Genomic DNA, 4401 nt, shown 5'->3' with positions numbered 1-4401 from the left:
GAAATTAGGCTGCTCAATTTGCGGCGTAATGAAAAAGATTTTCTACTAAGAGGAGATTTAAAATATCTTGATACTTTTAAAAAAAATAGCGACCTTTTCCTGACGCTAGAAAAACAGCTCTCGCCCATTCTATCTGATCGTAACCTGCCATCAAGTACTCAACTTCGTCAAGACCTCATCGCTTATAAGCAAGGGTTTGAAAAACTCGTCCAGGCCTATGAACAATACGGCCTCAATGATAAAGCCGGCATTTTAGGACGTTACTTACAGGCCTTAGAGTCAGCCAAAATGAATTCCGATGATCAGCAATTAGTGGCATTAATTGCTTTTGATAAAATGGCGCAAAGTGGCGAGTATGCTCCAACGGAATCGATTGACTCGATCTTTCCAAATTTAAAACAAACCGCACTGCAATTAATTGAACAGAAAAAAATTGTCGGGCTTCAATATAATCAAGGTTTGTTAGGTGAGGCTCGTAATTTATCTCATGCAGTGGAAACACAGTTTTCAAGCTTTTCTGAGACTCTTAGTACCGAAGTAGATCGCATACAGGTGGAGCTCAATTACATTAAAAATGGTGTTACATTGTTAGTCATTGCCTTTATTCTCGCTTTTATATTACAAATTTCACGCTCCATTAATATTCAAGTCAGCAAGTTGTTGACTGTGATGCAGATGATTTCAAGCACCAACAACATCAGCTTGCGCGTTAAATTAAAAGGTAAAAATGAATTAGTTTCGATTGGCAATTATTTCAATACATTACTCGATAAATTTGAAATGCTCATCGCTGGCTCTCAGACTAAATCGCAACAACTTTCGAGCAGTACATCAAGTATGCATAACGAACTGGAAGATGTCATTGAACAATTCCATGTGCAAGCCGATCACACCACCACAATGGCAACCGCTGTACAAGAAATGGTAGCAACCATTGGGGAGATATCAGAAAGCACCAGCATTGCCGTTGAAGGAGTGCACCAAGCAGCCAAAAATGCCCAGAGTGGCAGGACTGTTGTTGAATCCACCGTCAAAAATGTTGATCAGTTGTCCCGCACCTTAGAAAAGAGTCAGCACTCTATTTCCTCGCTCAATAAACACGTAGAACAGATTGGTGGAGCGGTAACCATTATTCAAGCCATTGCAGAGCAGACCAATCTACTGGCTCTTAATGCCGCAATCGAGGCAGCGCGCGCGGGTGAACAAGGACGAGGATTTGCAGTGGTCGCAGATGAAGTTCGAGCCTTAGCAAGTAGAACGCATCAATCAACAGAAGAGATAACTAATGTTGTTTCTGCCATTCAAACGCAAATGAGCACGGTAGTAACTGATATAGCGCAGTGTAATACACAAGGCCACGAAACTTTGGATGCCTCTAGTAAGCTTGATCAAAGCTTGCGGCAAATTATTACTGATATGGAGATGATCCAAAGTAATTCTGAACGTATCGCTTCAGCTATTGAAGAGCAAGGGATCGTCATGAATCAAGTGAGCGAATCAATAACCGAACTCAATTCAATTTCAGACAACAACATGCACTCTGCTAAACAGTGCCTGGCTGAGGTTGATATTGTATCCAAACAAGCCCATGAAATGGATAGCGCTGTGGCTGAATTCCAAACTGAAAAAACAGCAACTAGCTAATAGGATATGAACCCAAGCTCACCCTAATAAGTATCAAAATCATGTATCAAAAAGGGACTACTCAAAATGTAGTCCCTTTTATTTCTCATCGTCAGTATTTAGGTGTTTCAGGCACTAGTTAGTGCTACACAACAAAACGGGCTGCAATATAAAACTTATTTTTGAACACCTTCGATATGCAGTTCCATATCAACATAACTTGATGAACCCATTACCGCGATATTAAAATCGGCCAGTTCTAGACGAGTCGTGCCCATAAAGCCAGCACGTTGCCCTCCCCATGGGTCTTGGCCTGCACCAATAAATTCAGCATTGATCGTAATAGGTTTTGTTTGCCCATGAAGCGTCAAGTCGCCCATTACTTCCAATTGGCCATTTCCTTTATCTACCACTTTAGTACTCGTAAAAGTAGCTTGAGGGAATTTCGAAGCATCAATAAAATCAATACTACGGATATGTTTATCACGCTCAGCATGATTACTATCTAAACTACGCGTATCCACATTTACCTGCACTTTAGAGCTGGCCAAGTCTTTAGCATCATAAGAAAACTCGCCATCGAACTTGTTAAAACGTCCTTTAATGAAGCTGTAACCAAGGTGGCTAACCTTGAAGTTAATAGAAGCATGAGCCCCTTTACTATCAATAACGTAATCCGCTGCACTAGCACTCAATGGCATTAACGTTGCGAAAGCTAGTCCTGCAGCAAGTAATGTTTTCTTCATTTCGAAGCTCCTGTCATTTTTCGTAGAGTATTATCTTTGTTGATAAAGTGGTGCTTAAGCGCTGCTGCGGCATGAATTACCGCGATAATAATTAACGTCCAAGCGGCGTAAAAGTGAATAGTTCCTGAAAGGTCAGCCTGTCCTTCAAACAAAGCGCCCATACCAGGTACTGTCAACCAGTTAAATACATCAATCCCACGACCATCTTCGGTTGAAATTAGGTAACCGGAAACAAATAGCGTGATTAACAATAAATACATGAAGCCATGGGCAGCCTTAGCGCCTAGACGCTCAACACGACTTCCTTCAATCGAAGGGGTTGAGCTTATTTGTTTCCATAGCAGGCGAAACAGTGTTAATGCAGCAAGCAATAATCCAATTGATTTATGCCAGTGGGGCGCCGTCTTATACCATTGGCTATAGTAGGTAAGATCGACCATCCACAAGCCTACCGCGAACATACCGAATACGACCAAAGCCGATACCCAGTGCACTAAGCGGGAAACGAGATTGTAATTTTTTACGTTTGAAGTCATAAAAGTCTCTAAAGATAAGTGAGAATGCCAATCAGATAGATTAAAGCTACACATTAATGCTTACGTTTTACATAGTATTTACCATTCTTTACATTGTGGACATATCGCCAAGTTGATGGAGTTGTTCAGAAAAACTGAAGGAACTTAAAAAGCCTAAGTTATTGGTTGCTCTATCGCATATAAATCATCTGCTACATCAAGCATCCTTCTTTGCATAACATCATGAGCATCTGACAACCCTTTGTTATAAAAAGCAGGTCCTATTTTGCTTGCCACGAAATCGAGTAAAAATAAGGCATCAAATTGACCAATTTCCGTATCAAGTTCCTCTTCCATATAACGTTGTAGCGCTTGAGTCAGCGCTGTTTTTTGTTCTTCATCGAGCACAAGTTCTTTCATTTGATTCCCCCAAGTGACAACTGAAATTTTAGGTGATAAACACACGACAAACCAATTATTTAGAAAGAAGAGTGTGAAAGATCAAGAACTGGTTATTTGTCGCTCGTCGTTCATCGTAACTGTGGTAATCTTGCTTAGCTTTATTAAAGGAGAACAACGAGTTGCTATTGGATATACTCACTCAAAGCGTCAATGAATTTCAATCTGACTGCCTAAAGCTTTGTGAAAAGCACTACCCAACGATTCATAATCAAGGAATGAGTGAGCATCACCTAGGCCTGGCCTTTGCGCGCCGGTTAGCAAGAACGCTGAGTGAATTTGGACACCCTTGCGACTATTTTCCAATAGAATCAAACCCTCATCGTGACCAACCTCATCACTATCGGGTAAGTTGCGATGCCGGCACGGTTTGGATATTGACTCATCATTTAGTTAGCGCAGGAAAAACGTGCCGCGAGAAACTCATGCAAGATATCGCGCAGTGGAAGTATGAATACGCTTACGCCATTCAACCTAATGATTTACTATTACTGCTCACCGACCACTGGATAAGTCGTAGCCAAAAAAGCCGTGAACTACTCCACTGGTGGACAGGTCAACTACCTGATGAAATTGATCAATATAACGCGCAGGGAATTACACTTTATGAAAGTGATTCTTGGCTCAGCCAATCTCTCGAAACTCGCTTTCAAATCAGCCCTTGCTATATCAAATTCGGTCATCCGCTGAAGCATTCCAAAAACCAGCAACTGGTCAGAAAGTATATCCAGCTCTATGCGGTTCTTCAGTGGGCATAAATGTTAAACACAAAATAAAGCGTTGCTGAGTTTTAAAAGCCTCTCTTATGAAGAACCATAAAAATGTGACACTGGTTCACAAAAATATTTAAAAGACCTAATTCAACAATTTAATCGACCTTTAGACGTTTGTAGTAATCTAACAATGTTTAATTTACCCATTTTATTACCACTCTCGTTTGCCACAATATTAGCTAATGTAGTTTTACCAAGACCTGGAGGGCCAAAAATTAGTAGGTGATCTAATGCTTCACTGCGCAATTGTGCAGCTTTGATAAAAATTTCCATTTGATCACGCAC

The 4401-nt window shown here is 40.8% G+C and carries 6 protein-coding genes; 2 read left to right on the top strand and 4 right to left on the bottom strand.

Translation table 11 applies throughout. The annotated features are described in order from the left end of the window. The coding region (locus HGG78_RS18470) for a methyl-accepting chemotaxis protein (protein WP_172533781.1) at window positions 1–1644 on the top strand (1644 nt) is incomplete at its 5' end. A gap of 155 nt (window positions 1645–1799) precedes the next feature. Here the strand turns inward: HGG78_RS18470 and HGG78_RS18465 are convergent. The 3 genes from HGG78_RS18465 to HGG78_RS18455 all read right to left on the bottom strand — a co-directional run bounded on the left by HGG78_RS18465 (window position 1800) and on the right by HGG78_RS18455 (window position 3304). Continuing rightward, window positions 1800–2369, bottom strand: coding sequence for a YceI family protein (locus tag HGG78_RS18465; protein ID WP_172533780.1), 570 nt, complete (start codon window positions 2367–2369; stop codon window positions 1800–1802). After that, window positions 2366–2905 (bottom strand): cytochrome b, encoded by a 540-nt coding sequence (locus tag HGG78_RS18460; RefSeq protein WP_053310679.1) that lies wholly within the window; start codon window positions 2903–2905, stop codon window positions 2366–2368. The genes HGG78_RS18465 and HGG78_RS18460 overlap by 4 nt, the downstream gene beginning before the upstream one ends. Window positions 2906–3058: 153 nt before the next feature. Next, on the bottom strand, window positions 3059–3304 hold the full coding sequence (locus tag HGG78_RS18455; RefSeq protein WP_053310678.1) for a DUF2164 domain-containing protein: 246 nt from the start codon (window positions 3302–3304) through the stop codon (window positions 3059–3061). A gap of 161 nt (window positions 3305–3465) precedes the next feature. On the opposite strand from HGG78_RS18455, the gene HGG78_RS18450 reads away from it, so the two are divergent. Continuing rightward, on the top strand, window positions 3466–4101 hold the full coding sequence (locus HGG78_RS18450) for a hypothetical protein (protein WP_168524611.1): 636 nt from the start codon (window positions 3466–3468) through the stop codon (window positions 4099–4101). Between the two features lie 102 nt (window positions 4102–4203). On the opposite strand, the gene HGG78_RS18445 is transcribed toward HGG78_RS18450, so the two are convergent. After that, window positions 4204–4401 (bottom strand): AAA family ATPase (locus HGG78_RS18445; RefSeq protein WP_172533779.1); only part of this gene is annotated, 198 nt, incomplete at its 5' end.

This window comes from Vibrio aestuarianus, assembly GCF_012395185.1.
Taxonomy (GTDB): domain Bacteria; phylum Pseudomonadota; class Gammaproteobacteria; order Enterobacterales; family Vibrionaceae; genus Vibrio; species Vibrio aestuarianus.
Note: the sequence above shows the minus strand (reverse complement) of the source record. Positions and strands in the feature narration are given on the sequence as shown.